Annotated in this window: 24 protein-coding genes and 3 tRNA genes; 21 read left to right on the forward strand and 6 right to left on the reverse strand. The window is 72.8% G+C overall.

Features of this window, described 5'->3' with window-relative positions:
* From F2B26_RS05230 to F2B26_RS05275, 10 genes are all read left to right on the forward strand, one after another.
* On the forward strand, positions 1-1,009 hold a 1,009-nt coding region (locus F2B26_RS05230), incomplete at its 5' end, for a molybdopterin-dependent oxidoreductase (protein WP_159807167.1).
* Positions 1,006-2,337: an NADH-quinone oxidoreductase subunit NuoH gene (gene nuoH / locus F2B26_RS05235; RefSeq protein ID WP_159807169.1), complete on the forward strand. Its 1,332-nt coding sequence runs from the start codon at positions 1,006-1,008 to the stop codon at positions 2,335-2,337. The genes F2B26_RS05230 and nuoH, both read left to right, overlap by 4 nt.
* Positions 2,338-2,425: 88 nt before the next feature.
* Positions 2,426-3,109, forward strand: coding sequence for an NADH-quinone oxidoreductase subunit NuoI (gene nuoI / locus F2B26_RS05240; protein WP_159807207.1), 684 nt, complete (start codon positions 2,426-2,428; stop codon positions 3,107-3,109).
* On the forward strand, positions 3,106-4,059 hold the full coding sequence (locus tag F2B26_RS05245) for an NADH-quinone oxidoreductase subunit J (protein ID WP_159807171.1): 954 nt from the start codon (positions 3,106-3,108) through the stop codon (positions 4,057-4,059). Before nuoI ends, F2B26_RS05245 begins: the two co-directional genes overlap by 4 nt.
* Positions 4,056-4,370: an NADH-quinone oxidoreductase subunit NuoK gene (nuoK, locus tag F2B26_RS05250; RefSeq protein ID WP_159807173.1), complete on the forward strand. Its 315-nt coding sequence runs from the start codon at positions 4,056-4,058 to the stop codon at positions 4,368-4,370. The genes F2B26_RS05245 and nuoK overlap by 4 nt, the downstream gene beginning before the upstream one ends.
* The gene (gene nuoL, locus F2B26_RS05255; RefSeq protein ID WP_159807175.1) at positions 4,367-6,406 is read left to right on the forward strand and encodes an NADH-quinone oxidoreductase subunit L; all 2,040 of its coding nucleotides are present in this window, start codon (positions 4,367-4,369) and stop codon (positions 6,404-6,406) included. Before nuoK ends, nuoL begins: the two co-directional genes overlap by 4 nt.
* A gap of 16 nt (positions 6,407-6,422) precedes the next feature.
* Positions 6,423-7,997, forward strand: a complete 1,575-nt coding sequence (locus F2B26_RS05260) for an NADH-quinone oxidoreductase subunit M (protein WP_159807177.1) — start codon at positions 6,423-6,425, stop codon at positions 7,995-7,997.
* Complete coding sequence (nuoN, locus tag F2B26_RS05265; protein WP_159807209.1) at positions 7,997-9,646, forward strand: NADH-quinone oxidoreductase subunit NuoN; 1,650 nt, start codon at positions 7,997-7,999, stop codon at positions 9,644-9,646. The genes F2B26_RS05260 and nuoN overlap by 1 nt, the downstream gene beginning before the upstream one ends.
* A 70-nt stretch (positions 9,647-9,716) precedes the next feature.
* Positions 9,717-10,724: a polyprenyl synthetase family protein gene (locus F2B26_RS05270; protein WP_159807179.1), complete on the forward strand. Its 1,008-nt coding sequence runs from the start codon at positions 9,717-9,719 to the stop codon at positions 10,722-10,724.
* A 110-nt stretch (positions 10,725-10,834) separates the two neighbouring features.
* Positions 10,835-12,277: an RDD family protein gene (locus F2B26_RS05275; protein WP_159807181.1), complete on the forward strand. Its 1,443-nt coding sequence runs from the start codon at positions 10,835-10,837 to the stop codon at positions 12,275-12,277.
* Here F2B26_RS05275 and rarD read toward each other — a convergent pair.
* Entirely contained in the window at positions 12,233-13,201 is a 969-nt protein-coding gene (rarD, locus tag F2B26_RS05280; protein ID WP_235929514.1) for an EamA family transporter RarD, read from the reverse strand. The two genes, F2B26_RS05275 and rarD, sit on opposite strands and share 45 nt — an antisense overlap.
* Positions 13,202-13,307: 106 nt before the next feature.
* Here rarD and F2B26_RS05285 point away from each other — a divergent pair, with 106 nt between their 5' ends.
* Complete coding sequence (locus F2B26_RS05285; RefSeq protein WP_159807211.1) at positions 13,308-14,678, forward strand: FAD-dependent oxidoreductase; 1,371 nt, start codon at positions 13,308-13,310, stop codon at positions 14,676-14,678.
* 74 nt (positions 14,679-14,752) lie between these two features.
* On the opposite strand, the gene F2B26_RS05290 is transcribed toward F2B26_RS05285, so the two are convergent.
* Genes F2B26_RS05290 through F2B26_RS05300 form a run of 3 tightly spaced genes read right to left on the reverse strand, consistent with a single transcriptional unit; the run spans position 14,753 to position 17,237 of the window.
* Positions 14,753-15,526, reverse strand: a complete 774-nt coding sequence (locus tag F2B26_RS05290) for an amino acid ABC transporter ATP-binding protein (protein WP_159807185.1) — start codon at positions 15,524-15,526, stop codon at positions 14,753-14,755.
* Entirely contained in the window at positions 15,523-16,404 is an 882-nt protein-coding gene (locus F2B26_RS05295) for an amino acid ABC transporter permease (protein ID WP_159807187.1), read from the reverse strand. Before F2B26_RS05295 ends, F2B26_RS05290 begins: the two co-directional genes overlap by 4 nt.
* Positions 16,401-17,237, reverse strand: coding sequence for an ABC transporter substrate-binding protein (locus F2B26_RS05300; protein ID WP_159807189.1), 837 nt, complete (start codon positions 17,235-17,237; stop codon positions 16,401-16,403). The genes F2B26_RS05295 and F2B26_RS05300 overlap by 4 nt, the downstream gene beginning before the upstream one ends.
* 145 nt (positions 17,238-17,382) lie before the next feature.
* On the opposite strand from F2B26_RS05300, the gene htpX reads away from it, so the two are divergent.
* Positions 17,383-18,267, forward strand: a complete 885-nt coding sequence (gene htpX, locus F2B26_RS05305; protein WP_159807191.1) for a zinc metalloprotease HtpX — start codon at positions 17,383-17,385, stop codon at positions 18,265-18,267.
* 48 nt (positions 18,268-18,315) lie between these two features.
* Here htpX and F2B26_RS05310 read toward each other — a convergent pair whose 3' ends face one another.
* Positions 18,316-18,813 carry a YajQ family cyclic di-GMP-binding protein gene (locus F2B26_RS05310; RefSeq protein WP_159807193.1) on the reverse strand — a complete coding sequence of 166 codons (498 nt, stop codon included), beginning with the start codon at positions 18,811-18,813 and terminating at the stop codon, positions 18,316-18,318.
* A 150-nt stretch (positions 18,814-18,963) separates the two neighbouring features.
* On the opposite strand from F2B26_RS05310, the gene F2B26_RS05315 reads away from it, so the two are divergent.
* The 6 genes from F2B26_RS05315 (at position 18,964) to F2B26_RS05340 (ending at position 20,467) form a co-directional block, all read left to right on the forward strand.
* Positions 18,964-19,045, forward strand: a tRNA-Tyr gene (locus F2B26_RS05315).
* 141 nt (positions 19,046-19,186) lie between these two features.
* Positions 19,187-19,259, forward strand: a tRNA-Thr gene (locus F2B26_RS05320).
* A 25-nt stretch (positions 19,260-19,284) separates the two neighbouring features.
* Positions 19,285-19,361 (forward strand) — tRNA-Met (locus tag F2B26_RS05325).
* 79 nt (positions 19,362-19,440) lie between these two features.
* Entirely contained in the window at positions 19,441-19,611 is a 171-nt protein-coding gene (rpmG, locus tag F2B26_RS05330) for a 50S ribosomal protein L33 (protein WP_159807195.1), read from the forward strand.
* 5 nt (positions 19,612-19,616) lie between these two features.
* Entirely contained in the window at positions 19,617-20,066 is a 450-nt protein-coding gene (locus tag F2B26_RS05335) for an FAS1-like dehydratase domain-containing protein (RefSeq protein ID WP_159807197.1), read from the forward strand.
* Positions 20,063-20,467: a MaoC family dehydratase gene (locus tag F2B26_RS05340; RefSeq protein WP_159807199.1), complete on the forward strand. Its 405-nt coding sequence runs from the start codon at positions 20,063-20,065 to the stop codon at positions 20,465-20,467. The genes F2B26_RS05335 and F2B26_RS05340 overlap by 4 nt, the downstream gene beginning before the upstream one ends.
* 31 nt (positions 20,468-20,498) lie before the next feature.
* On the opposite strand, the gene F2B26_RS05345 is transcribed toward F2B26_RS05340, so the two are convergent.
* Entirely contained in the window at positions 20,499-21,557 is a 1,059-nt protein-coding gene (locus F2B26_RS05345; RefSeq protein ID WP_159807201.1) for a LacI family DNA-binding transcriptional regulator, read from the reverse strand.
* Positions 21,558-21,701: 144 nt separating this feature from the next.
* On the opposite strand from F2B26_RS05345, the gene F2B26_RS05350 reads away from it, so the two are divergent.
* The 3 genes from F2B26_RS05350 to F2B26_RS05360 are packed head-to-tail and all read left to right on the forward strand — an operon-like array spanning position 21,702 to position 25,483.
* The gene (locus F2B26_RS05350; protein ID WP_235929515.1) at positions 21,702-23,081 is read left to right on the forward strand and encodes an MFS transporter; all 1,380 of its coding nucleotides are present in this window, start codon (positions 21,702-21,704) and stop codon (positions 23,079-23,081) included.
* Between the two features lie 17 nt (positions 23,082-23,098).
* Positions 23,099-24,391, forward strand: coding sequence for an MFS transporter (locus F2B26_RS05355; RefSeq protein ID WP_159807203.1), 1,293 nt, complete (start codon positions 23,099-23,101; stop codon positions 24,389-24,391).
* 9 nt (positions 24,392-24,400) lie between these two features.
* The gene (locus F2B26_RS05360) at positions 24,401-25,483 is read left to right on the forward strand and encodes a UDP-N-acetylmuramate dehydrogenase (RefSeq protein WP_159807205.1); all 1,083 of its coding nucleotides are present in this window, start codon (positions 24,401-24,403) and stop codon (positions 25,481-25,483) included.
* Positions 25,484-25,706: the final 223 nt, after the last annotated feature.

Here is a 25,706-nt window from a genome sequence, read left to right on the forward strand (position 1 = left end):
GGCCACCTCGGCCGGTGCGCTGTCGGCCGCGCTGCGGCTGGCCGAGCGCACGGGTGCCTCGCTCGCCTGGGTGCCGCGTCGCGCCGGTGAGCGTGGTGCGGTCGAGGCCGGCACGCTGCCGTCCCTGCTGCCGGGCGGACGTCCGGTGGACGAGGAGTCCGCACGTGCCGAGGTCGCCGGTCTGTGGGGCGCCGATGCGCTGCCCGCGCAGCCCGGTCGGGACCTCGACGCGATCCTGGCGGCCGCGGCCGACGGTTCGCTCGGTGCGCTGCTCGTCGGTGGGGTGGACCCGGCTGACCTGGCCGACCCGGCCGCGGCCCGCGCCGCGCTGGACGCGGCCGGTTTCGTCGTGAGCCTCGAGGTGCGTCGTTCCGACGTCACCGACCGGGCCGACGTCGTGCTGCCGGTCGCGCCGCCCGTCGAGAAGGCCGGCACGTTCGTCACCTGGGAGGGCCGCCCGCGGCCGTTCCCGCAGGCCCTGGCCTCGAGCCAGCTCGCCGACCACCGTGTCCTGGACCGGGTCGCGTCGGTGATGGGTGCCGAGCTCGGGCTGTCCACGCTCACGGCTGTGCACGCCGAGCTCGACGGTCTCGGCGGCTGGACGGGTGCTCGGGTGAGCGCCCCCCAGACGGCCGCGAGCGAGCCGCCGGTCGTCCCGGCCGGGCACGCGGTGCTCGCGACGTGGAGCCCGATGCTGGACGCCGGCCGTGGGCAGGACGGTGAGCAGTTCCTCGCCGGGACCGCCCGTCGCAGCACCGCGAAGGTCTCCGCCGCCACCGCGGCGGGGGTGCCGGTGGCCGACGGTGACCTGGTCGAGGTGAGCACCGGCCGCGGGTCGGTGCGGCTGCCCGTGCAGGTCGTCGCGATGCCCGACCACCTCGTGTGGTTGCCGACCAACGCCCGGGACTGCCGCGTGCGCGAGCAGCTCGGTGCGCTCGCCGGGGACGTCGTCGCGCTGTCCGCCGCCGGTGATGCCGGCACGGACGAGCAGAAGGAGGACCGGGCATGACCCCCCACCTGGCGGTCGCCACCGCCGACTTCAGCCAGGACAACTTCTGGATCGTGCTGCTCAAGGGCGCCGCGATCCTGGTGTTCCTGCTGACCTCGGTCATCCTGGCCATCTGGTTCGAGCGCAAGGTCGTCGGCCGGATGCAGATCCGCCCGGGCCCGAACGTGCACGGCCCGTTCGGTCTGCTGCAGACCGTCGCCGACGCCGTCAAGCTCCTCATCAAGGAGGACATCTCGGTGCGGGCGGCGGACAAGGCCGTCTACCTCATCGCCCCGGCGATCTCGGTCTTCGCGGCGCTGCTCACCCTCGCCGTCGTGCCGTTCGGGCCGGCCGTCTCGATCTTCGGCCACCTCACGCCGCTGCAGCTCACCGACTTCCCGGTCGCGGTGCTCTACATCCTGGCCTGCACCTCGGTCGGTGCCTACGGGATGATGCTCGGTGGCTGGTCCTCCGGCTCGACCTACCCGCTGCTCGGCTCGGTGCGCTCGACCGCCCAGGTCATCAGCTACGAGCTGGCCATGGGGCTGTCGCTGGTGAGCGTCTTCGTGCTGGCCGGGTCGATGTCGACCTCGCAGATCGTCGAGTCGCAGAGCAGCTTCTGGTACGCCGTCGCGCTGCCGGTCGCGTTCATCCTCTACGTCGTGTCGATGATCGGTGAGGTCAACCGCCTGCCGTTCGACCTGCCGGAGGCCGAGGGCGAGCTCGTCGCGGGGTACATGACCGAGTACTCCTCGATGAAGTTCGCCTGGTTCTACCTGGCCGAGTACATCAACGCGCTCAACGTGTCCGCAGTGTGCACCACCTTGTTCCTGGGCGGCTGGCGGGCGCCGTTCCCGCTGTCGGCGATCAACGACGGGATGCTCAACACCGGCTGGTGGCCCGTGCTGTGGTTCCTCGTCAAGGTCTGGCTGCTCATGTTCTTCTTCGTGTGGGTGCGCGGCACGCTGCTGCGCTTCCGCTACGACCAGTTCATGAACCTGGGCTGGAAGGTGCTCATCCCGGTGGCGCTGGGCTGGCTGGTGCTCGTCATCGCCGTCAAGGCGCTGCAGGAGTTCGGCTCGGTGAACCTGCGGGGTCCGCTCTTCCTCATCGCCGGGGCCGTGCTGCTCGTCGCACTGGCGGTGTCCTTCTTCATCCCGGACAAGAAGGAAGTCGCGCCACCGGAGCCCGAACCGGAGCCGTTCGACGCCTTCGCGGCCGGCTACCCCGTGCCGCCGCTGCCCGGCCAGGTGCTGCCGCCCTCGCCGCGCAAGCTGCGGGCGATGGCCGCGGCCGGTGCGACGTCCGACCCGAAGACCACTCCCGAGGAGGAGGTCGACCGTGCCTGAGGCCAACGACGAGACCCGTCCGGCGTCCGGGGTGCAGCCCCGCCCGGTTGCCGGAACCCCCGGCGCGCCGGTGACGCCCTATGAGTCGATGATCCCCGAGCGCCACGGCCTGGCGGAGTTCTTCGCGCCCGCGGCCGGGTTCGGGGTCTCGCTCTCGAACTTCTTCAAGCCGATCGTGACCGAGCAGTACCCGCGCGAGCCGGCCAACGTGAAGCCGCGCTTCCACGGGCGCCACCAGCTCAACCGGTACCCGGACGGACTGGAGAAGTGCATCGGCTGCGAGCTGTGCGCCTGGGCCTGCCCGGCGGACGCGATCTACGTCGAGGCCGCCGACAACACCCCGGACGAGCAGTTCTCGCCGGGGGAGCGCTACGGCCGCGTCTACCAGATCAACTACCTGCGCTGCATCCTGTGCGGGCTGTGCATCGAGGCGTGCCCGACCCGCGCCCTCACCATGACCAACGACTTCGAGCTCGCCGGCCCCACCCGGGCCGGGCTCATCTGGGAGAAGCAGGACCTGCTCGCCCCGCTGGCGGAGGGCATGCTCGCCCCGCCGCACCCGATGGTCGAGGGGACCACGGACACCGAGTACTACCGCGGTGAGGTGACCGGCGCGACCGACACCCAGCGCGACTGGGTGCGCGAGCAGCGGCCCGACGACGCCTCGTTGGTCGGCGGCCCCGGTATCGCCACGGCCATCCCGATCGGCGAGACCCGCGCCGCTCAGCAGAAGATCACCGCGGCCGCGCGCCGCGAGGGGGGTGCCCGGTGACCACGCTCACCACGCTGCTGCCGGCGGCGCTCGACGCCAGCGGCACGACCACGACCGGCGAAGCCATCCTGTTCTGGGTGCTCGCCCCGATCATGGTGGTCGGCGCGCTCGGCCTGCTGTTCGCCCGCAAGGCCGTGCACGCCGCGCTCGGGGTCATCGTCGTGATGATCTCGCTGGCCTTCATGTACGTCGCGCAGGACGCGGTGTTCCTCGGCATCGTCCAGGTCGTCGTCTACACCGGCGCGATCATGATGCTGTTCCTCTTCGTCCTCATGCTCGTCGGCGTCGACTCCTCCGACTCGCTCACCGAGACCCTCGCCGGGCAGCGCGTGGTCGGCATCGTCGCCGGCCTCGGGCTGGCCGTCGTGCTCGCCGGAGTCATCGGCCGGGCGACCTACGGCGCCCCCGTCGGGCTCCAGGACGCGAACGCCGAGACCAACCCGGTGGGTCTGGCCAAGATCGTGTTCGGCCAGCACGCGTTCGCCCTCGAGATCGTGGGCGCACTGCTGGTCACCGCGGCGCTCGGCGCCCTCGTGCTCACCCACCGCGAGCGGCTCACGCCCAAGCGTGACCAGCGCCAGCGCGCCGACGCCCGCGTGGCCGCCCTCGCCGACGGTGTCGTCCTCACGCCGCTGCCGGCGCCGGGCGTCTACGCCCGGCACAACGCGATGGACGTCCCTGCGCTCGGCCCCGACGGCCGGCCGCTCGAGGCCTCTGTGCCGCGTGTCATCCGGGTTCGTGGCCAGGAGGCCGATGCGCGCGAGTACGCGGCGCGGATCGACCGCGTGCTGGCCGGGGGCTGGGCGGCCGACTCCGAACCGCCACCCCAGGCATCCGAGCCGCTGAGCGGTGACGAGCCGGCGACCGCGGCCCTGGACGCGGCCACCTCGCAGACCGGTCAGAACGGTCCGGCAGCTGCACCCGACCAGAGCACGGAGGCCGACCGGTGAGCGTCACCAACTACGTCGTGCTCGCGGCGCTGCTGTTCTCCATCGGCGCGTCCGCCGTGCTGCTGCGCCGCAACGCGATCATCGTGTTCATGGGGGTCGAGCTCATGCTCAACGCCACGAACCTCGCGCTGGTCACCTTCGCGCGGATCCACGGCAACCTCGTCGGCCAGGTGCTTGCGTTCTTCGTCATGGTGGTCGCCGCGGCCGAGGTCGTCGTCGGGCTGGCCATCATCGTCTCGATCTACCGGACCCGGCGCTCCGCGTCGGTGGACGATGCCAACCTCCTCAAGGACGTGAGGGAACCCGCGTGAGCACGCTCGCCACCTCGTTGACCGGAGCCGTGCTCGCGGGAGCCCTTCCCGCGTCCGAGCCCGTCGGCGCCATCCCGGCCACCGGGGCGGCCTCGGGCGCCCTGTGGCTGATCCTGCTGCCCGCGATCAGCGCCGCGCTGCTGCTGGTCCTCGGCCGGCGCGCCGACCGGTGGGGCCACCTGCTCGGGGTGCTCGCCCCGGCGGCCTCGTTCGTCGTCGCCGCCGCCATCGCGCTGCAGCTGCTGTCGGCCCCCGCCGACCAGCGCGTGCAGGACGTCGACCTGGGCAGCTGGATCTCGGCCGGTGCGCTCGACCTGCACGCCGGGCTGCGCGTCGACACCCTGTCGGTGACGTTCGTGCTGCTCGTCACCTTCGTCGGCTCGCTCATCCACGTCTACTCGATCGCCTACATGGCGCATGACGTCAACCGGCGGCGGTTCTTCGCCTACCTCAACCTGTTCGTCGCCTCCATGCTCGTGCTGGTGCTGGGTGACTCCTACCTCCTGCTGTTCTTCGGCTGGGAGGGCGTGGGTCTGGCCTCGTACCTGCTCATCGGGTTCTGGAACCACGAGGTCGACGCCCGGCCCGGCCACGACGGCGACCACACCGTCTCGGGCGTCAACGCCCTGGAGAACGCGGTCGCCGCGAAGAAGGCCTTCGTGGCCAACCGGGTCGGCGACCTCGGCATGCTCGTCGCGATGGGGCTGCTGTTCGCCAACGTCGGTGCGCTGGACTTCGGCTCGGTGAACGCTGCGGCTACCGGCGGGCACCTCTCGCAGGGGCTGCTCACCGCGATCGGGCTCATGCTGCTTCTCGCGGCCACCGGCAAGTCGGCGCAGTTCCCGCTGCAGTCCTGGCTGGGCGACGCGATGGCCGGCCCGACGCCGGTCTCGGCGCTCATCCACGCGGCCACCATGGTGACCGCGGGCGTCTACCTCATCGTCCGCTCCCAGGCGATCTTCGACGCGGCGCCGAACGCGCGGCTCGTCGTGGTCATCATCGGCGCGATCACGCTGCTCTACGGGGCGGTCGTCGGGTGCGCGAAGGACGACATCAAGAAGGCGCTGGCCGCCTCGACCATGTCGCAGATCGGCTACATGATCCTGGCCGCCGGGCTCGGCCCGATCGGCTACGCGCTGGCGATCATGCACCTGGTGAGCCACGGCTTCTTCAAGGCCGGGATGTTCCTGGGGGCCGGCTCGGTCATGCACGGCATGAACGACTCGACCGACATGCGCCGCTTCGGCGGGCTCGGCAAGCACATGAAGATCACCTACGCGACCTTCGCTGCCGGCTGGCTTGCGATCCTGGGCATCCCCCCGCTGTCGGGCTTCTTCACCAAGGACCCGATCATCGAGGCGGCGTTCGTCGTCCAGGACGGCCAGGTCTGGCGGGCCTGGGTGTTCGGGCTGGTCACGCTCCTGGGCGCGGCGATCACGTCGTTCTACATGTCGCGGCTGTTCTTCATGACCTTCGAGGGCAAGGAGCGCTGGGAGGACGACGTGCACCCGCACGAGTCGCCCAAGCTCATGACCGCTCCGATGATCGTGCTCGCGGTCGGCTCGGTCGCGCTCGGCGGGATCCTGGCCTCCGGGTCGCGGTTCACGCAGTGGCTGGCCCCCGTCACCGGCTCGCACGAGCACGGTGAGCCGGTGCTGCCGGCCCTGGTGATCACGATCGTCACGCTCGTGCTGGTCATCGCCGCGGCCGTCCTGGCCTGGCAGCGGTACGCGCGCCAGCCGGTGCCGACCACGGCCCCGGCGGCGAGCTGGCTGGTCCAGGCCGCACGCGAGGACCTCAAGCAGGACGCTGTCAACGACGGCCTGCTCGTCATTCCCGGGACCTACGCCACACGGGCCCTGGTGTTCATGGACGGCGCCGTGGTCGACGGGGCGGTGACGGGCATCGCCCGCGGCACCGTCGCCGTCGGCGACGCCGCGCGCCGACCGCAGACGGGCTTCGTGAGGCAGTACGCCTCGACGATGCTCCTGGGGCTGGTCGCGCTCGTCGTCATCGTCCTGGCCGTGCAGAGCTGAGGAGAGCAGCACACCGATGTCTCACTTCCCCTGGCTCACACTGCTGATCGTGCTGCCCCTGCTGGGGTCGCTCGCGCTGTGGCTGCCCTCCCCGCTGCGGGGCCGCGCCCGTGAGGTCGCCCTCGTCTTCGCCCTCGCGGAGGTGGCGGTCGCGGTGATCGCCGCTGCCGGCTTCGACACGAGCCGGGCCGGTGAGCACCAGCTCGTCGAGACCCACTCGTGGATCGCGGCGTTCGGCGTCTCCTACGCGGTCGGCGTCGACGGGGTCGGGCTCGCGCTCGTGCTCATGTCGGTGGTGCTCGTGCCGCTCGTCGTGCTGGCCGCCTGGCGTGAGCAGGGCAGCGTGCACGAGGCGACCGACGGGCTGCGCCGCTACCTCGCGCTCGCGCTGCTGCTCGAGGCCTTCATGGTCGCGGTGTTCGCCGCCCGGGACGTCTTCTTCTTCTACGTCCTGTTCGAGGCGATGCTCATCCCGGTCTACTTCATGATCGGCGGCTTCGGGGCCGACAGGTCCCGCAGGCGCTACGCGGCCGTGAAGTTCCTGCTGTACTCGCTGGCCGGCGGGCTCGTCATGCTCATCGGCGTCATCGCGCTGTACATGCAGGGCCCCGGCGGACCGCAGGGCTTCCTCACCGACAACCTCACCGGGCTGAGCCTGGACCCGAGCGTCGAGAAGTGGCTGTTCGTCTCGTTCTTCATCGCGTTCGCCATCAAGGCGCCGATGTTCCCCGTGCACACCTGGCTGCCGGACGCGGCCGAGCAGGCACCGGCCGGGACGTCCGCGCTGCTGGTCGGCGTGCTCGACAAGGTCGGCACCTTCGGGATGCTCACGCTGTGCCTGCCGCTGTTCCCGAACGCCTCGCGGTGGGCGGCGCCGTTCATCATCGTGCTGGCGGTCGTGTCGATCATCTACGGGGCGCTGCTGGCGATCGGCCAGAAGAACCTGTTCCGGCTCGTGGCGTACACCTCGGTCTCGCACTTCGGGTTCATCGTGCTCGGCATCTTCGCCTTCACGTCGACCTCGATCTCCGGGTCGTCGTTCTACATGGTCAACCACGGGCTCTCGACCGGCGGGCTGTTCCTGCTGGTCGGCTACCTCGTGGCGCGGCGCCGCTCGCCCGAGATCGCCGACTTCGGGGGGCTGCAGAAGCAGGTCCCGGTGCTTGCCGGGCTGTTCCTGGTCGTCGGGCTGTCGGCGCTCTCGCTGCCGGGTCTGTCGACCTTCATCTCGGAGTTCCTGGTCATCGTCGGCACCTTCGCCGTGCACCCGGCGGCCGCGATCGTCGCGAGCATCGGCGTGGTGCTCGCAGCGATCTACGTGCTGTGGACCTACCAGCGGGTCTTCACCGGTCCACTGCCGACGAACACCCCGGACCAGGACGTCCGTGAGCTGCCGGCGCTCGGTCGGTTCGCTGATGTGAGCGTCGTCGAGCGGTGGGCCGTCGTGCCGCTCATCGCCCTCATGCTCGTGCTCGGGTTCTGGCCCCGGCCCGCGCTCGACCTGGTCCGCCCGTCGGCAGTCACCAGCGTCCAGCAGGTCGGCGCGCAGGACGTGCCCCAGACCACCGCTACCTCGGAGGCCGGCAAGTGATCGCCGAGTTCATCGCGCCCACCGTCTCGTGGGGGCCGCTCGCCCCGGTGGTGGTGGTCCTCCTGGCCGCCGTCGTCGGCGTGCTGCTCGAGGCATTCGTCCCCGCCCGGTTCCGCCGCGTCGCCCAGGTGACGTTGTCGCTCGCGGCCGTCGTCGGTGCGCTCGTCGCACTGGCGCTGGCGTGGAGCACCGTGAAGTCCACGGGCGGGTACGACGTGCTCAGCGGGTCGTTCGTGCTCGACGGCCCGGCGCTCGTCGCGCAGGCGATCATCCTGGTGATCGCGCTGCTGTCGGTCCTCGTCATGGCGGACCGCACCGCGAGCGACGAGGACGCGTTCGCACCCATGGTCTCCGCGGCGCCCGGGTCGGACTACGAGAAGATCGCGACCACCCGGGGCATGGCGCAGACCGAGGTCTACCCGCTCGTGCTGTTCGCGACCGGCGGGATGATGATCTTCGGGTCGACGGGCGACCTGCTCACGCTGTTCGTGGCGCTCGAGGTGCTCTCGCTGCCGCTCTACCTGCTGTCCGGGATGGCGCGTCGTCGCCGGCTGCAGTCGCAGGAGGCGTCGCTCAAGTACTTCCTGCTGGGCGCCTTCGCCTCGGCGTTCTTCATCTTCGGCATCGCCCTCGTGTACGGCGCCACCGGCACCCTGCGCTACTCCGAGATCGCCACGGCGGTGGCCACCCCCACCGGCACCGAGGGGCTGCTGCTGCTCGGCGCCGTGCTCATCCTCGTCGGCCTGTTCTTCAAGGTCGGTGCGGTGCCGTTCCACATGTGGACCCCCGACGTCTACCAGGGGGCCCCCACCCCGATCACGGGGTTCATGGCGGCCGGCACCAAGGTGGCTGCCTTCGCGGCGATGCTGCGGGTGCTCTACGTGATGCTCGCGGGCCTGGGCTGGGACCTCACCGTCGTGCTGTGGACCGTCGCCATCGCGACGATGCTGGTGGGCACCGTGGCCGGTCTGGTGCAGACCGACATCAAGCGGCTGCTCGCCTACTCCTCGATCGCGCACGCCGGGTTCGTGCTCACCGGGGTGGCCGCGCTGGACAAGCAGGGACCGAGCTCGGTGCTGTTCTACCTGCTCGCCTACGGTCTGGCGACGGTCGGTGCCTTCGCGATCATCTCGATCGTGCGCGAGCGGTCGGCCTCCGGCGGGGTCAGCGGTGAGGCGACGGCGCTGTCGCAGTGGGCCGGTCTGGGCCGCACCCACCCCGTCGTCGCGGTGACCTTCCTGCTCTTCCTGCTGTCCTTCGCGGGCATCCCGCTCACGGCGGGCTTCGTCGGGAAGTTCGCCGTGTTCTCGGCGGCGGTGCACGGCGGCGCCTGGCCGCTCGCGCTCATCGGTGTGCTCGCCTCGGCGGCCGCGGCGTTCTTCTACGTCAAGGTCATCGTGCTCATGTTCTTCCCGGCCTCCGAGCCCACGCAGGCGTCGACCGACGCCGAGCCCGCGGCGGCTGCCGGGACCGGGACGGCGACGCTGCTCCAGACGGCGCCGGCGCGGGTCGTCACCACCACGGTGGTGCGACCGAACGGCCTGGCCACCGTGTCGATCGCGGTCTGCGCGGTGCTCACCGTCGTGCTCGGGATCTTCCCCGGCGGTGTGCTCGACGCGATCAGCCAGGTCGCGGCGTACCTGCCGTGAGCGAGCCGGGACTGTCGTACCTGGACCGCTCGGTTCGGTGTACCCGTCGGGGGGCCGCTAGGTTCGTCCCGTGAGCCCCACGACGACGATCCCGCTGACCGACCCCGCCCTCGCCCGGCGGCTGGAGGAGCGCCTCGCCGTGGTCGAGGAACGCCTGCAGCGTGCCGTGCGCCAGGCGGACCGGCTCGCCGACGATGCCTCGCGCCACCTGGTGAACGCCGGGGGCAAGCGGCTGCGGCCGCTGCTCGCGCTGCTCACCGCGGAGCTGGGCACGGCAGACCGGCCCGAGGTGGTCGAGGCCGCGGTCGCGGTCGAGCTCACCCACCTGGCCTCGCTGTACCACGACGACGTCATGGACTCCGCGCCGCTGCGCCGCGGTGCGCCGTCGGCGCACGAGGTCTGGGGCAACACGGTGGCGATCCTCACCGGCGACCTGCTGTTCGCCCGCGCCTCGGCCACGGTCGCCTCGCTCGGGCCGGAGGCGGTCCGCATCCAGGCAGAGACGTTCGAACGCCTGTGCCTGGGGCAGCTCGCCGAGACGGTCGGTCCGACGCCGGGGCAGGACCCGACGGCCCACTACCTGCAGGTGCTCGCGGACAAGACGGCGTCGCTGGTCGGCACCTCGGCCCGGTACGGCGCGATGTTCGCCGACTGCAGCCCGGAGGTCGTCGAGCTCGTGGCGCGGTTCGGGGAGCGGGTGGGTGTCGCGTTCCAGATCGCCGACGACTACCTCGACCTGGCCTCGGACGGCGCAGCGACCGGCAAGACGCCCGGGACCGACCTGCGCGAGGGGGTCGCGACCATGCCGGTGCTGCTGCTGCGCGAGGCCGTCGCGACCGGCGACGAGCGTCCCGGGGACCGTGAGCTGCTCGCGCTGCTGGACGGGGACCTCTCCGACGACGCCGTGCTGGCCCAGGCTGTCGCAGGGCTGCGTGCGCACCCGGTGGCCGAGGCCACCCAGCGACGTGCCGTCGAGCTGGCGAACGAGGCGGTCGCCGACCTCGAACCGCTGCCGGCCGGACCCGCGCGGGATGCCCTCGTGGCGTTTGCTCAGGCCCTGGTGGTTCGCGCCGGCTGATCCCGGTCCGCCCCGCGGGCTCATGCGACGGCCCTGAACGACCGATCACCCCGGCAGGGGTGATGGGAAGATCATCGCCAGGACGTGCGGGGAGCGCGATGAGGACGGCGGTGACGACCACGGTGACGGTCTGTGTGCAGTGCGGGCACCGGCTCGATCAGGGAGTCGTCCGCTGCACGTCCTGCGGCCACGTCGTCGACCATGCCGGGCTGAGCGCGGCGACCGCCCGACGACGGCACGCGGTCGTCCTCGAGGGCGAGGGCACGGCGCCCGTGCTGCCCGGGGCCGTGGCCCCGATCGGGCGTCGGCTCGTGGCCCTGCTGCTCGACCAGGTGCTCGGCGGGCTGCTCGTGGTGCTCGCGGTGGCCGGCTGGCTGCTCGCCGGGCTCCCCACCGGGACGCCGCTGCTGGTGGCCGTCCTCGGGCTGAGCCTGCTCGTCCTCGCGGGCCAGCTCGTCGCCGAGGCCGTGACGGGCGCGACCGCGGGTGCGGCGATCGTCGGGATCCGGACGGTGAGCGCGCGGACCGGGCTGCCCGCAGGGCTGGTCGCCGTCCTGGTGCGCGACCTGGTGCTGGCCGCCGGCTCGCTCGTCCTTGGGGTGGGTGCGTACGTCGTGGCCGGTTCGGGGGCGTGGGACGCCTCACCGGCCCGTCGGGGCTGGCACGACCGGGCCGCCGGCACGATGGTGCTGCTCGCCGCCGCGGTCCTGCCGCGGGGTGACCGCCGGTCGGCCGCGGCAGCCCTCGACGACGGCAACGGCGACGCCGTGCGGCGTCGCACGAGCGCCTCGGCGCGGCTCACCGAGCCGCGTCGCGCGGTGTCGTCGCCTCGCGCGTCGGCACCGCTGCCGGCACCTCTGGCCGCTGCAGAGGAGGGCCAGGCTCAGGACCGGGCCGACGCCGTCCCGGTCCCCGACCTGGTGCCGGACCCGCCGGGGCTCCTCGGCGCCGCCCCTGCCTCGTCCGACCAGAGTGCCGGGCAGTCCCCGGATGCCCCGGACCTGCTGCCCGACCCCCCGGGCGCGGCACCGCAGGTGGTGGTGGCGCGGGAGGAGGCAGCGCCGCACGGACCGTCCGCCGTGCGGGAGACCGCCGTGCGGGAGACCGCCGTGCTGGATCCTGTCGTGGCCGACGCCGCGGCGGCGGGACGCCTGCCCGACGAGGTCGAGCTCACCCGGTTCGCCGTCGAGCGTCCCGTCGAGCTGCTGGCAGAGCCGTGGCTGCGCCTGGTGGCCGACACCGGTGAGGTGGTCGACGTCGTGGGCGACGGGGCGATCGGGCGGGACCCGTCGCACACCTCGGGCCGCGGCGCCTACCACCAGGTGGTGCTCGCCGACCCGGAGCGGTCGATGTCCCGGCTGCACCTGCTGTTCGGCCCGGAGCAGGGCGGTGCGCTGCTGTGGGTGAGCGACCCGGGGTCGACGAACGGCACAGTGCTGCAGGACCCCACCGGGGCCACCGCGGTGCTGGCGCCCGGGGTCCGGGCCGTCATCGGCGCCGGCTGGGTGCTACGGCTGGGCGACCGCGTCGTGACCGTCACCGCGCTCGTCTGAGCCGTCGACGGCGGGGGTGCCGGGGCGCACCCGGTGCGCCGCGCGCAGCCCGTCGACGACGAGCAGGACGACCGCCACCCACACGAGCGCGAACCCCCACCAGCGGGCCGCGGGCATCGGCTCGTGCTGCACCCACACGCCGATCGCCAGGTGCATGAGCGGTGTGACGTACTGCAGCAGCCCGACCACCGAGAGCGGCAGCCGCCGCGCGGCCGCGTTGAAGGCCAGCAGCGGCACCGTGGTGACCACGCCCAGGCTCACCAGTCCCGCCACGTGCCACGGCCCGGACCCGGTCAACGAGCCCGCGCCGGACGCCTGCTGCCACACCAGGTAGGCGAGGGCCGGCGGGGCGAGCACGAGGGTCTCGGCCGCCAGACCCGGTGTCGCCGCGACCGTGCGGCCCACCCGGTTCTTCGCCAACCCGTAGCAGGCGAAGGTGACGGCCACGATGAGCCCGATCCAGGGCACCGCACCGTTGCCCACCGAGATGACGACGACCGCCGCGGCACCCAGGCCCAGCGCCACCCACTGGGTGACGCGCAGCTTCTCGTGCAGCACCACGACCGCCAGCCCGACGACGACGAGCGGGTTGATGAAGTAGCCGAGCGCTGCGTCCACGGTGTGCCCGGTGGTGACGCCGATGACGAAGGTCAACCAGTTCGCGGCCAGCAGCACCGAGGCCGCGGCGAGCACCGCCATCGTGCGCCGGTCCGCCAGCACCGCGGTGAAGGAGCGCCACGACCGCGTGACCAGCAGGATGCCCAGGCACAGCACGAGTGACCAGATCACCCGGTGCCCGATCACCTCGACCGCACCGGCCGGGGCCATGAGCGGGAAGTAGAGCGGCAGCAGCCCCCACAGCCCGTAGGCGGTGAGCCCCAGTGCCACGCCGGACCGTTCGGGGCTGCGCGGGGTGCCGGTCACGGCTGCACGGTAGCCGACCCCAGCGGAGGCCCCGGTGGGGCGCTCTAGACTGGACGGCGAATCTGCGGCGGACCGTGGTCCGCCCCCCTCGAGCACCCGAAGGTCCATCTCTGTGAGCAGCGCCTTGCGTGTCGCCGTCGTCGGTGCCGGTCCGGCCGGCACCTACGCCTCCGACATCCTGACCAAGTCCGTGCCGGACGTGCAGATCGACCTCATCGAGCGGCTGCCCGCGCCCTACGGCCTGGTCCGTTACGGCGTCGCCCCGGACCACCCGCGGATCAAGCAGATCATCGTGGCGCTGCACAAGGTGCTCGAGCGCGGCGACATCCGGATGCTCGCGAACGTCGACTACGGCACCGACCTGACGATGGCGGACCTGCGGGAGCACTACGACGCGGTCATCTTCGCCACCGGCGCGATCCGGGACGCGGCGCTGCCCATCCCGGGCATCGACCTGGACGGCTCCTACGGGGCTGCCGACTTCGTCTCCTGGTACGACGGGCACCCCGACGTGCCGCGCACCTGGCCGCTGCACGCCCAGCACGTGGCCGTGCTCGGTGCCGGCAACGTGGCGCTCGACGTGGCGCGGGTGCTGGCCAAGCACCCGCAGGACCTGCTGCCCACCGAGGTCCCGGCCAACGTGTACGAGATCCTGTCGGCCAGCCCGGTCACCGATGTGCACGTGTTCGCCCGGCGCGGTCCGGCGCAGGTGAAGTTCTCCCCGCTGGAGCTGCGAGAGCTGGGCATGGTGCCGGACGTCGACGTCATCGTGTACCCGGAGGACTTCGACTTCGACGAGGGGTCGATGGCGGCCATCCACTCGTCGAACCAGACCAAGCAGGTCGTCAAGACCCTCACCGACTGGACGCTCAAGGAGCCCGAGGAGCTGACCGCGAGCCGGCGGATCCACCTGCACTTCCTGCACCAGCCGGTCGAGGTCCTCGGCGAGGACGGCAAGGTCGTGGGTCTGCGCACCGAGCGCACCACGCTCACCGGCGACGGCACCGTCACCGGGACGGGGGAGCTGCACGACTGGCCGGTGCAGGCCGTCTACCGGGCGATCGGCTACTTCGGCTCACCGCTGCCCGACGTGCCGTTCGACGAGGCTGCCGGCGTCATCGCCAACCGCGAGGGCCGGGTCGTCGACGAGAACGGCACCCCGGTCCCGGGGCTGTACGCGACGGGCTGGATCAAGCGTGGCCCGGTCGGTCTCATCGGGCACACCAAGTCCGATGCGCAGGAGACGATCCGCAACCTGGTCGCCGACGCCCCGACGCTTCCCCAGGCGCCGACGCGTGACCCGCAGGCCGTGCTCACGCTGCTGGCCGAGCGCAAGGTCGACGTGGTCCCGTGGTCCGGCTGGGAGCTGCTCGACGAGCACGAGCAGCGGCTCGGCGAGCCGCACGGCCGGGCCCGCATCAAGGTCGTGCCGCGCGAGGAGATGGTCGACGTGTCGCTGGGGCGCGCGCGGGGCTGAGCGGCCCCGCTTTCCGCGGCCTCCGCCCGGTCACCGACCGGGCGCGCCGTGCGGCTCCGGCCGACCGCCCCGCGTCAGCCGGTGATGCGGCGCAGGAACTCCTGCGTGCGTTCGCGCTGCGGGTCCGAGAGCACCTGGGCGGGCGTGCCGCGCTCGTGCACCCGGCCGGCGTGCAGGAAGCACACCTCGTCGGCGACCTCCCGGGCGAAGGCCATCTCGTGGGTGGCCAGCAGCATGGTGAGCCCCGTCGACTTGAGCTCGGCCAGCAGGGTGAGCACCTCACCGACCAGCTCGGGGTCCAGGGCGCTGGTGACCTCGTCGAGCAGCAGCAGCTCGGGGCGACCGACGAGCGCCCGGGCGATGGCCACCCGCTGCGCCTGCCCGCCGGACAGCTCGTCGGGGAAGGCCCGCGCCTTGTCGGCCAGCCCGACGCGGTCGAGCATCGCGAGGGCGTCGGCGCGCGCCTGGTCCGCGGGCACCTTGTGCACGAGCCGCGGGGCGAGCGTGAGGTTGTCGATCACGCGCAGATGCCCGAACAGGTTGTACTGCTGGAAGACCATGCCCATCCGGGCCCGCTGCACATCGGCGTCCAGCCGCGGGTCGGCGATGTCGGTGCCGGCCAGCTCGATGACCCCGTCGTCGATCTCCTCGAGCAGGTCGATGCAGCGCAGCAGGGTGGACTTGCCGGAGCCGGAGGCGCCGATGAGGACGACGACGGCGTGCTCCTCGACGTCGAGGTCGACCCCGTCGAGCACCACATGGGTGCCGAAGGTCTTGCGCACCTGCTGCACACGCAGCAGCGGTCCGCCGCCCGCGGGTGCGGCCGGCGCGGCCGGACCCCGCCTCATCGCACGGTCCCGGCGGTGAGCGCACCCTGGGCGGCCAACCAGCCGGAACGTTTGGCTAGGGCGTCGGTGACCCGGCTGAGCGGCACGGTGAGCAGCACGAACAGCACCCCCGCCACGACGTAGGGCGTGAAGTTGGCGTGCTCGGCGGTCTGGATCTGGGCGGCGCGCACCGCGTCCACCGCGCCGAGGATCGAGATGAGCCCGGAGTCCTTGGACAGCGAGATGAGGTCGTTGAGCAGTGCCGGCACCACCCGGCGCACCGCCTGCGGCAGCACCGCGTGCGCCATCGTCTGCCCCCGGGTCAGGCCGAGGGAACGCGCGGCGGCGACCTGGGAGGGGTGCACGCCCTCGATCCCGGCCCGGAACACCTCGGCCACGTACGCCGAGTAGGACAGCACGAGCGCCAACGCACCGAGCGTGACGGCCGAGGTCGGGATGCCCTGCAGCCGCAGACCCGGCAGCCCGAACCCGACGAGCAGCAGCACGAGGATGAGCGGCAGCCCGCGGAACAGGTCGACGTACCCAGCCGCAAGCGCCCGCAACGGGAAGAACGCCGGCCCGCGCAGCGACCTCGCCAGCGCCAGCGCGAGCGCCAGCACGACGATGAGCACGGCGCAGACCACCATGACCCGCACGTTGAGCCACAGCCCGGCGAGCACGTCCGGCAGCGAGTCGAGCGCGACCTGCGGGTTGAAGAAGGACTGCCGCACCCGAGGCCAGCCCGGCGAGGACCGTACGCCGAGCACGATGACGGCGGTGAGGGCCACCGTCGAGGTGAGGGCCACGAGGGTGGACCGGCGAGCGCGAGCGCGACGGAACCGCTCCCGCTCGCGCTGCCGGTCCGAGGCCACCCAGCCCGGTGCGTCCGGGACGCTCACTTGAGGACCGGTGCACCCGCTGCGTCGGTGAGCCACGTGCTCTGCAGCGTGTCCAGCGTGCCGTCGGCCGCCAGGGCGTCCACCGCGGCGCTCACCGGTGCGGTGAGCGCGCTGCCCTTGTCGAGCACGAGCCCGAACTGGTCGCCGCCCGCCGAGTCCGGCAGCTGGCCCAGGATCACGCCGCCGTCGAGCTCGGCGCTGGTGATGTACAGCGCGGTCGGCAGGTCGACGACGATCGCGTCGACGAGGTTCGAGGTGAGCGCCGCCTTCGCGTCGTCGTTGCTGTTGTAGACCGAGATCGCGGTGGTCGGCTTGATGGCCTTCTGCGCGGCGGTGAGGCTGGTGGTGCCGACCATCGCCCCGATCCGCAGCGGTGCGAGGTCGGCCAGCGTCGTGGCCTTGGCAGCGGGCGAGGACGCGAGTGTGACGACCGCCTGGGTGGTCGTGTAGTACGGGCTGGAGAAGTCGAGGTTCGCCTTGCGCTCGTCGGTGATCGACACCTGGTTGATCGCCACGTCGAAGTTCTTCACCCCGGGCGCGATGATCTGGTCGAACGTCGCGTTCACCCAGACGACCTTGTCCTTGGGGTACCCGAGCTTGTCGGCCACCGCGTAGGCGACGGCTGACTCGAAGCCCTTGCCGCTCGACGGGTCGTTGTCCTGCACCCAGGGCGCGTAGGCCGGGTCCGAGGTCGCGAACGTGAGCACGCCCTGCTTCACGGTGGCCAGCCCCGTGCCGCTGGGCGAGGAGCCGCCGGACGAGGTGGCCGGTGCGCAGGCCGCCAGGGCCAGCGCGGTGAGTGCGGCCAGGGCGGTCCAGCGGGCGATGCGCATCTGAGCTCTCCAGAGATAGGTCGTTCGCCGCGGGGCCATCCGGGCGACGTCGCGGCGTCGGCCAAGGGTACGGGGGAACGGTGCTGGTCCGGGAGACGTTCCACGGGGGAGGATGGACGTGAACACCGGGTCGAGGAAGGGTTCGATGGGACACCAGCACTACAACGGGGTGAAGACCGCGGCGCTGTTCGGGGTCATGTGGGCGGTGCTGCTGGGCATCGGCTGGGTGATCGGCGGCGGGACGCCCCGGTTCCTGTGGATCTTCACGGCGATCGGCCTCGTGACGACGGCGTACTCGTACTGGAACTCCGACAAGATCGCGATCCGGTCGATGCAGGCCCGGCCGGTGAGCGAGCTCGAGCAGCCCGTCATGTACCGGGTCGTGCGGGAGCTGTCGACGACGGCCCGCCAGCCCATGCCACGGCTCTACGTCTCCCCGACGATGGCCCCGAACGCCTTCGCGACCGGGCGCAACCCGCAGAACGCCGCCGTGTGCTGCACCGAGGGCATCCTCTCGCTGCTGGACGAGCGTGAGCTGCGCGGGGTGCTCGGCCACGAGCTCATGCACGTCTACAACCGGGACATCCTCACCTCGTCGGTGGCGGCGGCGATCGCCGGTGTCATCACCTCGGTGGCCCAGTTCGCGATGTTCTTCGGGGGTGGCTCCGACCGGGACCGCGGCGGCAACCCGCTGGCCGGTCTGCTGCTGGTGTTCCTGGCCCCGCTCGCGGCGACGATGATCCAGCTCGCGATCAGCCGCACCCGCGAGTACGACGCCGACGAGGACGGTGCCACCCTCACCGGTGACCCGCTCGCGCTGGCCTCGGCGCTGCGCAAGCTGGAGCAGGGCACCCAGGCCCGCCCGCTGCCGCAGGACCAGAAGCTGGTCGACGTCTCGCACCTCATGATCGCCAACCCGTTCTCCGGGGCGGGCGCCGCCAAGCTGTTCTCCACCCACCCGCCGATGGCCGAGCGCATCGCGCGGCTCGAGGCCATGGCGGGCACCCAGGGCGGGATCACGCGGTACTGAGCGTGGCGACGGTCGACGCCGGGGTGGGTGCCCCGGCGTCGACCGGGCTCAGCGGTAGTTGACGAACTGCAGGGCGGCGTCGACGTCGGCGCCCTTGAGCAGGGCGATGACGGCCTGCAGGTCGTCGCGGCTCTTGGACGAGACGCGCAGCTCGTCGCCCTGGATGGCTGCCTTGGCGCCCTTGGGGCCCTCGTCGCGCACCAGCTTGGCCAGCTGCTTGGCGACCTCGGACGACAGGCCCTCCTTGATGGTCGCCGACAGCCGGTACTCCTTGCCCGACGGCTTGGGCTCGCCGTCGCCGGTGTCCAGCGACTTGAGCGAGATGCCGCGCTTGATGAGCTTGGTCTCGAACACGTCGAGCACGGCCTTGACCCGCTCGGCGGAGTTGGCGACGAGCAGGATGGTCTCCCCGCTCCAGGCGATCGAGGCGCCGACGCCCTTGAAGTCGTAGCGCTGCGCGATCTCCTTGGACGCCTGGTTGAGGGCGTTGTCGACCTCCTGCCGGTCGACCTTGCTCACCACGTCGAACGACGAGTCGCCTGCCATGCCACTGCCTCCTGGTCGGTCATGTCCCTGCCTGCCCCTGCGCACCCCCTGCCGGCGCACGCGATTCGGGCGTGGGGGCTGGAGTTGCTATCCTTCCATCCGCACGTCGTCGACGGTCACCTCAACGGGTGTCCGGCACGGCGTCCCTGCGGCGGGTTACCCGAGTGGCCAAAGGGGGCTGACTGTAAATCAGCTGGCAACGCCTACGGGGGTTCGAATCCCTCACCCGCCACAGCACGGGGCGGTCTGCACACGCAGACCGCCCCGTTCTCGTCTCGCGGGTGCGTCGCACCAGCCGGGCAGGGGGTGCGGGGCGCCTGCGTCGGCAGCCGATTTCGTGCGGCCCCCTGGCTCCTGTACTCTGTTCCGCGCCGCCCCGATAGCTCAGTCGGCAGAGCGTCTCCATGGTAAGGAGAAGGTCAAGGGTTCGATTCCCTTTCGGGGCTCTGTGCATGGCCTGTGCCATGTCGGGGCGGGGTAGCTCAGTTGGTGAGAGCGCACGACTCATAATCGTGAGGTCGCGGGTTCGAATCCCGCTCCCGCTACCACTCAGCTCCACGGAGCGCGTCGGCCGGCGCGCCCGGTTCGACGAACACGGCGCGCCGCGCGCGCGAGAGGTGACAAGCCATGGCCAGCAAGAGCCACGACGTCCGTCCGAAGATCACGCTCGCCTGCACGGAGTGCAAGGAGCGCAACTACATCACCAAGAAGAACCGGCGGAACGACCCCGACCGGCTCGAGATGAAGAAGTACTGCCCGCGCGACGGTCGTCACACCGTCCACCGCGAGACCCGCTGACCTCCGTGCCGGTCGACGCCGGCTACGTCGGGCGGGTCTACCCCCCGACGCCTGCGTACGAGGTGGCCCGCACGGCCCTGGCGGCGTTCGCCGAGGCCACCGGTGCCACGCACCCTGCCTACAGCGACCCGCAGGCGGCCCGTGCCCTCGGGCACGCTGACGTCGTGGCGCCGCCCACCTATGCGGTGGTCATCGCCCAGCGGGCCGAGCAGCAGCTGGTCGCCGACCCGGCCGCCGGGATCGACTTCTCCCGTGTGGTGCACGCCGACGAGCGGTTCACCCACCACCGGCCGATCGTCGCCGGTGACCGGCTGGTGACGACGCTGCACGTCGAGCAGATCACCGAGCGGGCCGGCATCACGTTGGTGACCACGCGCTGCGAGATCGCCGACGAGGCGGGTGCGCCGGTGAGCACCGTCCGCTCCACCCTCGCGGTGCGGGGGGAGGACGCATGAACGTCGGCGACGAGGCGGCCCGGCGCGAGATCGCCGTGGACCGCTCCCGGCTGGTGCGCTACGCCGGTGCGAGCGGTGACTTCAACCCGATCCACTGGAACGAGCGGGTCGCCCGCGAGGTGGGCCTGCCCGGTGTGATCGCGCACGGCATGTGGACGATGGGTGCGGCGGTCGACGTCGTCGTCGACTGGCTCGGCGACCCGGGCGCGGTGCTGGACTACCAGGTGCGTTTCGCCCGTCCGGTCCCGGTGCCCGACCCCGGCCAGGCCGTCGTCGAGGTGGTGGCCGTCGTCGGTGCCCTCGACGAGGAGGCCGGGACCGCCCGCATCGACCTGCAGGCCGTGGTCGAGGGGCAGCGCGTGCTCGGCAAGGCCCAGGTCCAGGTCCGGCTGCCCCGCTGACCTCGGCTGCCCTGCTGGTCCCGGCTGGAGGTCAGACCGGCGCGGGGCCCGTCGTGGTGCCGACGACGAGGGACACGTCGAGCGTGCGGGTGCGCGGTTTCTTCCCCGCGAGCAGGTCGGCGACCGCGCGGCCGATGAGCTCGCCCTTGGTCTGCAGCGGCTGGTGCACGCTGGTGAGCACGTCGGGGTGCAGCCACGGCAGGTCCAGCCCGTCGAAGCCGGCGATCGACACGTCCCCGGGCACCGACAGCCCGAGCTCGCGGGCGGCGAGCAGCACGCCGGAGGCCAGCAGGTCGGACTGGGCGACGATCGCGGTCGGCCGGTCGGGGCTGCTCAGCAGCGCACGCCCCGCGGCGGTGCCCAGCTCGACGAGCGAGGCCGGGGTCTCGTAGACCACGGTCGGCTCCACGCCGGCGTCGCGCAGACCGGCCAGCCGCCGGCGGGCGATCTCGTAGCGCATGTGCGTCAGCCGGGCGGGGTCGGCCGGACCTTCGCGGCCGTCCCGGTCGAACGGCAGGGTGACCGTGGCGATCCGGCGGTGCCCGAGGGCGAGCAGGTGCTCACCGATGAGCCGCATCCCGGTGCGGTCCTGGATCCGGATGAGGGCGTCGCCCTCGCCGACCCGACCCTCGACGACGACGATCGGCACGCCGCGGGCGCGCAGTGCGGCCAGCACCGGGCTGTCGGTCGTCGCGCCCCACAGCAGCACGGCGACGTCCATCGCGGCCGTGGCGACGAGGGGGTTGAGCTCCTCGGCGCCGGGCTCGTCGGAGCCGCGGACCAGGAGCAGCCCGAGCCCGAGCGACTCGATGCTCGTGGCCAGCCCGTCGAGCACCTGGATGGAGACGGGGTCGCGGAACGAGCGGCGCAGCGAGTCGCCCACGACGACGCCGACGATGCCGGCCCGGCCGCTGCGCAGCTGGCGGCCCAGGGGGTTCGGGCCCTGGTAGCCGAGGGTGCCGGCGGCCTCGAGCACCTTGGTGCGCGTCGCAGGCGAGATGGGCCCGGCACCGGAGAAGGCCAGCGAGGCGGTCGAGACCGAGACGCCCGCCGCGGCGGCGACGTCGGCGAGCGTGGTGCGGGCTGACATCGCGGCTCCTTCCTGTCGGTGGCGGCAGCTCTCGGCGAGGTCCGGGGTGGCCCGGACGGTACCGGTCGACCCGCCCGGGCGGACGTGGTTGACGGCGACGTCAGCGTAGCGACACAATGCCAGGACCCATCAAAACGATTCGACGTGCTCCTCGTGCTGTGGTCGAATCGATTCGATATCTCGATCGGCGTCCCGCTGCCGACCCGGCGGCCCGACGCTGCCGCCGCCACCGATGGAGCCGTCGTGCTACGCCGCGCGCACACCGCACCCAGTCCCGCCGTCCGACGAGCCCGTCTGCTGCTCGTCGGCATCTACGCGCTCATGGGCATCATGTTCTCCTCCTGGCTGGCCCGGCTGCCCTCGGTGCGCGCCGCGATGGGGCTCTCGACCGCGCAGCTCGGCGTCGTGCTGCTGCTCGGCGCACTGGGCGCCCTTGCCGCCGTGCTCGTCTCCGGGGCGGTGCATGCCCGGCTCGGCAGCCGGCGCCTCATCGTCGTCGCGGCCGTCGTCATCTCCAGCGGCTACCTCGTCATCGGCCTCGGACCGACCTTCGGCGTGCTGCCGCTGCTCTGCGTCGGCGTCGTCGTCAACGGGGTGGGGGTCGCCCTCGTCAACCTGGCGATGAACGTCGAGTCGGCCCGGATCGAACGGGCCTTCGGTCGCACCGTCATCCCGCAGTTCCACGCCGGGTTCTCCGCCGGGGCCGTGCTCGGCTCGCTGGGCGGGGCGGCCTGCTCCGCGCTCGACGTGCCGGTCGAGGCCCAGATGGCGACCGTCGCGGTGCTCGGGCTGGTCTGGCGGCTGGCCAGCGTCCGCGCCGGGGTCGTGCTGAGCGTGGACGAGGTGCCCGCCGTGCCCGGCCAGCAGGCAGCGGCCGGGGCCGCGGAGGTGGCCCCGGGCAGCGGGCTGCGCGCCTCGATGCTCGCGTGGACCGAACCGCGCACGCTGCTCATCGGGCTGGTCGCGATGGCCGCCTCGCTCTCGGAGGGGTCCGCCAACAACTGGCTGTCGCTGGCCGTCGTCGACTCCTTCGCCCGTCCCGAGGCCGTCGGCGGGGTCGTGCTCGGCGTGTTCATCGCCTCGATGACCGCCGTCCGGGTGCTCGGCACACGCCTCATCGACCGGTTCGGACGGGTCGCGGTGCTGCGGGTCTCGGGGCTCGTGTCGCTGGCCGGCCTCGTCGTGTTCGGGGTGGCACCGACGCTGCCGCTCGCCGTCGGCGGTGTCGCGGCCTGGGGCCTGGGGGCTGCGCTCGCCGTGCCGATCGCCATCGCCGCCGCGTCCGACGACCCGCTGCGGGCCGCCGGTCGGGTCGCCGTGGTCTCCTCGTTCGCGACCGTCGCCTCCCTGGTCGCGCCCCCAGTGCTCGGACTCGTGGCCCAGGGCCTCGGGACGCGCCACGCGCTGCTGCTCGTCACGGTCGCGCTCGCGGCCTCCGTCGCGGTGGCCGGCCGGGTGGCGCCGCTGCGCACCGTCACGGCCCAGCGCACGTCGGCGACGGCCGCGCTGGTGGACGCGCGATGAGCCGGGAGGATGGGCGGATGACCGCCCCCTCGTCCGTCGCACCGGATGCGGTGCGGCGCGGGTCGGTCGCGGTGTTCGCCGTCTTCTTCCTCAACGGCTTCAACTTCGCGTCCTGGGCCTCCCGGCTGCCCGCGGTGCGCGACGGGCTCCACCTGCAGCCCGACCAGATGGGGCTCGTGCTCCTGGCTGCCTCGGTGGGTTCGCTCGTCTCGCTGCCGCTGTCCGGGATCGTCGTGCAGCGGCTCGGCCCCCGGCGCACGGTCACGGTGTTCGCCGCGGCCAACGCGACCGGGCTCACGGTCGCGGCGCTCGGCGTCCAGGCGAGGTCCGTGCCGCTCGTCGTCCTCGCGCTCGTGCTGTTCGGCGTCGGCACCGGGGTGTGGGACGCCGCGATGAACTTCGAGGGCGCGGCCGTCGAGCAGCGGCTCGGCCGTACCGTGATGCCGCGGTACCACGCCGGGTTCTCCTTCGGCACGGTGGTCGCGGCGGCGCTGGCCGCGGGCGCGGCCGGTCTGGGTGTGCCCGTCGTGGTCAACGTGCCGGTGGCCGTCGGGCTCTCGTTCCTCGGGGTGCTCCTCGCGGTGCGGTCATTCCTGCCCTCGTCGGTGCCCGCGGCGCCCGTGGTAGCCGCGCCTGCCGACGAGGACGTGCTCGTCGACCCGGCCGTCGTGACCCCGGCGCCCCGGCGCAGCGCGTTCGCCGCCTGGACCGAGCCGCGGACGCTGCTCATCGGCTTGGTGGTGCTGGCCGCCGCGCTCGCCGAGGGTGCTGCCAACGACTGGGTGAGCCTGGCGGTCGTCGACGGGTTCGACGTGTCGCACGCCCTCGGCGCGTTCTCGTTCGGTGTGTTCGTCACGGCGATGACGACGACCCGGCTGCTCGGCACCTACGCGCTCGACCGGTACGGCCGGGTCGCCGTGCTGCGCGCCTCGGCGCTGTTCGGCCTCGTCGGGCTCGCGGTGTTCGGGACCGTCGGGCCGCTGTGGCTGGCCCTGCTCGGGGTGGTGCTGTGGGGCGCGGGTGCGGCGCTCGGCTTCCCGGTGGGGATGAGCGCGGCCTCGGACGACCCGGCGCACGCCGCCCCGCGTCTCGCCGTCGTCTCGACCATCGGCTACAGCGCGTTCCTGGCCGGTCCGCCGCTGCTCGGGCTGCTCGCCCAGCACGTCGGCTACCGCCACGCGCTGCTCGCGATCATCGTCCCCGTGCTGGCCGGGCTGCTCGTCGTGGGCGCCGCCGCCCCGTTGCCGGCCGCACCCGCCCGGGCGGCGGCCGACGACGGCGATGACGGGTCCGACGGCGACCCTGCCTAGGCTGGTGGGGTGACCGAGCCCGTCCCCACCCTGGCCGACCTGACGACGCTCCGGGTCGGCGGGCCCGCCCGGAGGTACGTCGAGACCCGCACCGAGGCCGAGCTGATCGCCGCCGTCACGGCCGCGGACGAGGCCGGCGAGCCGCTGCTCGTGCTCGGCGGCGGGTCCAACCTGCTGGTCGCCGACGCCGGGTTCGACGGTGTCGTCGTGCGGGACGTGCGCGACGAGCTGGACGTGCCCGACCACTCCGCGTGCGCCGGGATCACGCTCGTCGCCGCAGCGGGCACCCCGTGGGACGCCGTCGTGCGGTACGCGGTGGCCGGGGACCTCACCGGGGTGGAGGCGTTGTCCGGCATCCCCGGGTCGGTCGGGGCCACCCCGGTGCAGAACGTCGGGGCCTACGGCCAGGAGGTGGCCCAGACCATCGCCGTCGTGCGGGTCTGGGACCGGGGGCGTGGCCGGGTGCGCACCCTGCCGCTGTCCGACCTGCGGTTCGGCTACCGCACCTCGGTGCTCAAGGCGTCGATGCGCCCCGATCCCGACGACGCCCGCGCGCCGTGGGCCCCCACACCGCGCTACGTCGTGCTCGATGTGACCTTCCAGCTGCGCAAGGCCTCGCTGTCCCGGCCGATCACCTACCCCGAGCTGGCTGCCGCGCTGGGCGTGCCGGTGGGGGAGCGGGCGCCGCTGCAGGCGGTGCGCGACGCCGTGCTGGGGCTGCGGGCGAGCAAGGGCATGCTGCTCGACCCGGACGACCCCGACACCCGGTCGGCCGGCTCGTTCTTCACCAACCCGCTGCTCGACGCGCAGGCTGCGGCCGCGCTGCCGCCGCAGGCGCCCCGCTACGAGGCCGCCGACGGCCGGGTCAAGACGAGCGCGGCCTGGCTCATCGACCACGCGGGTTTCGGCAAGGGCTTCGGGCTGCCCGGTCCGGCCGCGCTGTCCGGCAAGCACGTGCTGGCGCTCACCAACCGGGGCGGCGCGACAGCCGACGACCTGCTGCACCTGGCCAGGACGGTCCGCGACGGGGTGCAGGCCGCCTTCGGCGTGCGGCTCGAGGCCGAGCCGGTGCTCGTCGGCGTCACGCTGTAGGCCGGCTCGCTGCGGCCGGTGCACGGCCGCCCGCTGACTGCGGCCGGTGCGCCCCCGCCCGCGCTCAGTCGAGCAACGCCCCGCGGACCAGGTCGAGCGCCGCGGCGTCGGACAGCCCGGCAGCCCGCGCCGCGCGGGCGTAGGCGGTCGCTGCGGCGCGGGCCGCATCGACGGGCACCGGCGCGCCCTCGGCGATCACCGTCCCGCTGCGCCGCCGCGTGAC

Origin of the sequence: Cellulomonas citrea (assembly GCF_009829685.1) — a bacterium.
GTDB lineage: Bacteria > Actinomycetota > Actinomycetes > Actinomycetales > Cellulomonadaceae > Cellulomonas > Cellulomonas citrea.

What these genes read in the sequence shown, in the direction of transcription:
- nuoH (WP_159807169.1), top strand. Translation starts at nt 1,006, where the DNA reads ATGACCCCCCACCTGGCGGTCGCCACCGCCGACTTCAGCCAGGACAAC.
- nuoI (WP_159807207.1), top strand. Translation starts at nt 2,426, where the DNA reads ATGATCCCCGAGCGCCACGGCCTGGCGGAGTTCTTCGCGCCCGCGGCC.
- F2B26_RS05260 (WP_159807177.1), top strand. Translation starts at nt 6,423, where the DNA reads ATGTCTCACTTCCCCTGGCTCACACTGCTGATCGTGCTGCCCCTGCTG.
- F2B26_RS05290 (WP_159807185.1), bottom strand. Translation starts at nt 15,526, where the DNA reads ATGAGGCGGGGTCCGGCCGCGCCGGCCGCACCCGCGGGCGGCGGACCG.
- F2B26_RS05300 (WP_159807189.1), bottom strand. Translation starts at nt 17,237, where the DNA reads ATGCGCATCGCCCGCTGGACCGCCCTGGCCGCACTCACCGCGCTGGCC.
- htpX (WP_159807191.1), top strand. Translation starts at nt 17,383, where the DNA reads ATGGGACACCAGCACTACAACGGGGTGAAGACCGCGGCGCTGTTCGGG.
- F2B26_RS05310 (WP_159807193.1), bottom strand. Translation starts at nt 18,813, where the DNA reads ATGGCAGGCGACTCGTCGTTCGACGTGGTGAGCAAGGTCGACCGGCAG.
- rpmG (WP_159807195.1), top strand. Translation starts at nt 19,441, where the DNA reads ATGGCCAGCAAGAGCCACGACGTCCGTCCGAAGATCACGCTCGCCTGC.
- F2B26_RS05340 (WP_159807199.1), top strand. Translation starts at nt 20,063, where the DNA reads ATGAACGTCGGCGACGAGGCGGCCCGGCGCGAGATCGCCGTGGACCGC.
- F2B26_RS05345 (WP_159807201.1), bottom strand. Translation starts at nt 21,557, where the DNA reads ATGTCAGCCCGCACCACGCTCGCCGACGTCGCCGCCGCGGCGGGCGTC.
- F2B26_RS05355 (WP_159807203.1), top strand. Translation starts at nt 23,099, where the DNA reads ATGACCGCCCCCTCGTCCGTCGCACCGGATGCGGTGCGGCGCGGGTCG.